Origin of the sequence: Microbacterium sp. GCS4 (genome assembly GCF_001262495.1) — a bacterium.
Taxonomy (GTDB): domain Bacteria; phylum Actinomycetota; class Actinomycetes; order Actinomycetales; family Microbacteriaceae; genus Microbacterium.
On sequence record NZ_LGYE01000007.1, the window covers coordinates 1 to 5,549 of the forward strand.

At 54.8% G+C, this 5,549-nt stretch carries 3 rRNA genes; all 3 read left to right on the top strand.

The features are described from left to right. The first annotated feature begins 256 nt into the window (after nt 1-256). Nucleotides 257-1,780 (top strand): 16S ribosomal RNA (locus AKH00_RS17500). A 434-nt stretch (nt 1,781-2,214) separates the two neighbouring features. Beyond that, nucleotides 2,215-5,318 (top strand): 23S ribosomal RNA (locus AKH00_RS17505). A gap of 106 nt (nt 5,319-5,424) precedes the next feature. Beyond that, nucleotides 5,425-5,541, top strand: a 5S ribosomal RNA gene (gene rrf, locus AKH00_RS17510). The 16S, 23S and 5S rRNA genes sit together here, the layout of an rRNA operon. Nucleotides 5,542-5,549: the final 8 nt, after the last annotated feature.

Here is a 5,549-nt window from a genome sequence, read left to right on the forward strand (position 1 = left end):
GGTAAGATTGAGAAGTTGCCCTTCGGGCCTGACTGTGATGGTTGGGTCGGGGGAGCGTCCGATCCTTGAGAACTCAACAGCGTGCACTTGTCAAATGCCAAATAACCTCGATCCTGCTTCGGCAGGGTGAGATTCCTTTGGATCAAAGACCACTTCCTTTGGGGAGTGGCAATGGATAGTCAGCAATGATTTATCTCTTTGGTCAGCATCAAACTCGCTGCGTCATCCTATTCCGGGTGTTCGTATGCATTTCTTTTTTACGGAGAGTTTGATCCTGGCTCAGGATGAACGCTGGCGGCGTGCTTAACACATGCAAGTCGAACGGTGAACACGGAGCTTGCTCTGTGGGATCAGTGGCGAACGGGTGAGTAACACGTGAGCAACCTGCCCCTGACTCTGGGATAAGCGCTGGAAACGGCGTCTAATACTGGATACGAACCGCGACCGCATGGTCAGTGGTTGGAAAGAATTTCGGTTGGGGATGGGCTCGCGGCCTATCAGCTTGTTGGTGAGGTAATGGCTCACCAAGGCGTCGACGGGTAGCCGGCCTGAGAGGGTGACCGGCCACACTGGGACTGAGACACGGCCCAGACTCCTACGGGAGGCAGCAGTGGGGAATATTGCACAATGGGCGCAAGCCTGATGCAGCAACGCCGCGTGAGGGATGACGGCCTTCGGGTTGTAAACCTCTTTTAGCAGGGAAGAAGCGAAAGTGACGGTACCTGCAGAAAAAGCGCCGGCTAACTACGTGCCAGCAGCCGCGGTAATACGTAGGGCGCAAGCGTTATCCGGAATTATTGGGCGTAAAGAGCTCGTAGGCGGTTTGTCGCGTCTGCTGTGAAATCCCGAGGCTCAACCTCGGGCCTGCAGTGGGTACGGGCAGACTAGAGTGCGGTAGGGGAGATTGGAATTCCTGGTGTAGCGGTGGAATGCGCAGATATCAGGAGGAACACCGATGGCGAAGGCAGATCTCTGGGCCGTAACTGACGCTGAGGAGCGAAAGGGTGGGGAGCAAACAGGCTTAGATACCCTGGTAGTCCACCCCGTAAACGTTGGGAACTAGTTGTGGGGTCCATTCCACGGATTCCGTGACGCAGCTAACGCATTAAGTTCCCCGCCTGGGGAGTACGGCCGCAAGGCTAAAACTCAAAGGAATTGACGGGGACCCGCACAAGCGGCGGAGCATGCGGATTAATTCGATGCAACGCGAAGAACCTTACCAAGGCTTGACATATACGAGAACGGGCCAGAAATGGTCAACTCTTTGGACACTCGTAAACAGGTGGTGCATGGTTGTCGTCAGCTCGTGTCGTGAGATGTTGGGTTAAGTCCCGCAACGAGCGCAACCCTCGTTCTATGTTGCCAGCACGTAATGGTGGGAACTCATGGGATACTGCCGGGGTCAACTCGGAGGAAGGTGGGGATGACGTCAAATCATCATGCCCCTTATGTCTTGGGCTTCACGCATGCTACAATGGCCGGTACAAAGGGCTGCAATACCGCGAGGTGGAGCGAATCCCAAAAAGCCGGTCCCAGTTCGGATTGAGGTCTGCAACTCGACCTCATGAAGTCGGAGTCGCTAGTAATCGCAGATCAGCAACGCTGCGGTGAATACGTTCCCGGGTCTTGTACACACCGCCCGTCAAGTCATGAAAGTCGGTAACACCTGAAGCCGGTGGCCTAACCCTTGTGGAGGGAGCCGTCGAAGGTGGGATCGGTAATTAGGACTAAGTCGTAACAAGGTAGCCGTACCGGAAGGTGCGGCTGGATCACCTCCTTTCTAAGGAGCATCTGACCCACGTTGTTCATTGAATGGCGTGTGGTCCAGAACCCAGTTCGAAGGCACACGTTCTTCGCTGGGAGCTCATGGGTGGAACATTTGACATGACATCAGCGCAGCTGATTTCTGCTAGTACGTCGCTTCGGCGGCAGGAACGTGGGGGTTGGTGAGCGGGGTGTCTGCACGCTGTTGGGTCCTGAGGGACCGGACGTCGCAGCCTTCGGGTTGCGGGTCTGTACCTCTGGGCCCTTCGTTGTTTGTCCTGTGGGGCAAGTGGTGAGGGGTACCGCCCGTACTTTGAGAACTACACAGTGGACGCGAGCATCTTGCGACCGGTCATCGATCGGTTGCACAAGATGATCTTAAAGATCATTAGTCAATTTCATTCCAGGCCTTTCGGGGTCTGGAGTCGATTCTGATTCAAACTCATGTGATTTCAAGTCTTTAAGAGCAAACGGTGGATGCCTTGGCATCTGGAGCCGAAGAAGGACGTAGCAATCTGCGATAAGCCTCGGGGAACTGATAAGCAAGTTTTGATCCGAGGGTGTCCGAATGGGGAAACCCCGCTGGGCGGCGTGCCGACCTAGTGACTCCCGCCTGAATATATAGGGCGGGTAGAGGGAACGTGGGGAAGTGAAACATCTCAGTACCCACAGGAAGAGAAAGCAACCGCGATTCCGTTAGTAGTGGCGAGCGAAACCGGATCAGGCTAAACCGAGCGTGTGTGATAGCCGGCAGGCGTTGCACGTTCGGGGTTGTGGGACTTTTCAGTCATTTCTGCCGAGATGGCGGCGTTACAAGAAGGTATAGACGAACGGTCTTGAAAGGCCGGTCATAGAGGGTGCCAACCCCGTAGTCGAAATGCCTTGCTTGGCGCGAAGAGTATCCCAAGTAGCACGGGGCCCGTGAAATCCCGTGTGAATCTGTCAGGACCACCTGATAAGCCTAAATACTCCCAGATGACCGATAGCGGACAAGTACCGTGAGGGAAAGGTGAAAAGTACCCCGGGAGGGGAGTGAAATAGTACCTGAAACCGTTTGCTTACAAACCGTTGGAGCACCCCTGGTAGGTGTGACAGCGTGCCTTTTGAAGAATGAGCCTGCGAGTTAGCGATATGTGGCGAGGTTAACCCGTGTGGGGTAGCCGTAGCGAAAGCGAGTCTGAATAGGGCGATTCAGTCGCATGTCCTAGACCCGAAGCGAAGTGATCTATCCATGGCCAGGTTGAAGCGACGGTAAGACGTCGTGGAGGACCGAACCCACTTAGGTTGAAAACTGAGGGGATGAGCTGTGGATAGGGGTGAAAGGCCAATCAAACTTCGTGATAGCTGGTTCTCTCCGAAATGCATTTAGGTGCAGCGTTGCGTGTTTCTTGCCGGAGGTAGAGCTACTGGATGGCCGATGGGCCCTACAAGGTTACTGACGTCAGCCAAACTCCGAATGCCGGTAAGTGAGAGCGCAGCAGTGAGACTGTGGGGGATAAGCTTCATAGTCGAGAGGGAAACAACCCAGACCACCAACTAAGGTCCCAAAGCGCGTGCTAAGTGGGAAAGGATGTGGAGTTGCTGTGACAACCAGGAGGTTGGCTTAGAAGCAGCCACCCTTGAAAGAGTGCGTAATAGCTCACTGGTCAAGTGATTCCGCGCCGACAATGTAACGGGGCTCAAGCACGCCACCGAAGTTGTGGCATTGACATTATTGGTAGGCCTTCGTGGTCCAGCCGTGTTGATGGGTAGGAGAGCGTCGTGTGGCCAGCGAAGCGGCGGTGGAAACCAGCCGTGGAGGCTACACGAGTGAGAATGCAGGCATGAGTAGCGAAAGACGTGTGAGAAACACGTCCTCCGAAAGACCAAGGGTTCCAGGGTCAAGCTAATCTTCCCTGGGTAAGTCGGGACCTAAGGCGAGGCCGACAGGCGTAGTCGATGGACAACGGGTTGATATTCCCGTACCGGCGAAGAACCGCCCAAGCTAATCCAGTGGTGCTAAACGTCCGAAGCCGCTCACCGGGTCCTTCGGGATCCATCGGGTGGTGGAGCACGTGACCCCATGCTGGTGCGGTTAGCGTATTAACAGGTGTGACGCAGGAAGGTAGTCCAAGCCAGGCGATGGTTGTCCTGGTGCAAGTGCGTAGGCCGAGTCATAGGCAAATCCGTGACTCATACAGGCTGAGACACGATGCGGATAAAAAGTGGATGATCCTATGCTGCCGAGAAAAGCATCGACGCGAGGTTCTAGCTGCCCGTACCCCAAACCGACTCAGGTGGTCAGGTAGAGAATACCAAGGAGATCGAGAGAATCGTGGTTAAGGAACTCGGCAAAATGCCCCCGTAACTTCGGGAGAAGGGGGGCCATCCACTTATACGGACTTGCTCCGAAAAGGGTGTGGTGGCCGCAGAGACTAGTGGGTAGCGACTGTTTACTAAAAACACAGGTCCGTGCCAAGTCGCAAGACGATGTATACGGACTGACGCCTGCCCGGTGCTGGAAGGTTAAGAGGACCGGTTAGCCGCAAGGCGAAGCTGAGAATTTAAGCCCCAGTAAACGGCGGTGGTAACTATAACCATCCTAAGGTAGCGAAATTCCTTGTCGGGTAAGTTCCGACCTGCACGAATGGCGTAACGACTTCCCAACTGTCTCAACCGCGAACTCGGCGAAATTGCATTACGAGTAAAGATGCTCGTTACGCGCAGCAGGACGGAAAGACCCCGTGACCTTTACTACAGCTTGGTATTGGTGTTCGGTGTGGCTTGTGTAGGATAGGTGGGAGACTGTGAAGCATGGACGCCAGTTCATGTGGAGTCATTGTTGAAATACCACTCTGGTCACTCTGGATATCTAACTTCGAACCGTAATCCGGTTCAGGGACAGTGCCTGGTGGGTAGTTTAACTGGGGCGGTTGCCTCCCAAAAAGTAACGGAGGCGCCCAAAGGTTCCCTCAACCTGGTTGGCAATCAGGTGTCGAGTGTAAGTGCACAAGGGAGCTTGACTGTGAGACTGACAGGTCGAGCAGGGACGAAAGTCGGGACTAGTGATCCGGCAGTGGCTTGTGGAAGCGCTGTCGCTCAACGGATAAAAGGTACCTCGGGGATAACAGGCTGATCTTGCCCAAGAGTCCATATCGACGGCATGGTTTGGCACCTCGATGTCGGCTCGTCGCATCCTGGGGCTGGAGTAGGTCCCAAGGGTTGGGCTGTTCGCCCATTAAAGCGGTACGCGAGCTGGGTTTAGAACGTCGTGAGACAGTTCGGTCCCTATCCGCTGCGCGCGTAGGAAGTTTGAGAGGATCTGACCCTAGTACGAGAGGACCGGGTTGGACGAACCTCTGGTGTGTCAGTTGTTCCGCCAGGAGCACCGCTGATTAGCTACGTTCGGGATGGATAACCGCTGAAAGCATCTAAGCGGGAAGCCGGCCTCAAGATGAGACTTCCATACCTTCGGGTGAGAGGCTCCCAGCCAGACTACTGGGTTGATAGGCCAGATGTGGAAGCACGGTAACGTGTGCAGCTGACTGGTACTAATAAGCCGATGACTTGATAACACACCGTTTGTTGGTGCTTGCGTCCACTGAGTGGTTCTCGATGTACGGTCGAGAACCGCATAACTTTGACTTTGTCGTTATGCAACGATTGAAACATCAATAGTGTTTCGGCGGCCATAGCGTGAGGGAAACGCCCGGTTACATTCCGAACCCGGAAGCTAAGCCTCACAGCGCCGATGGTACTGCAGGGGGGACCCTGTGGGAGAGTAGGACACCGCCGGACTCCTTTTA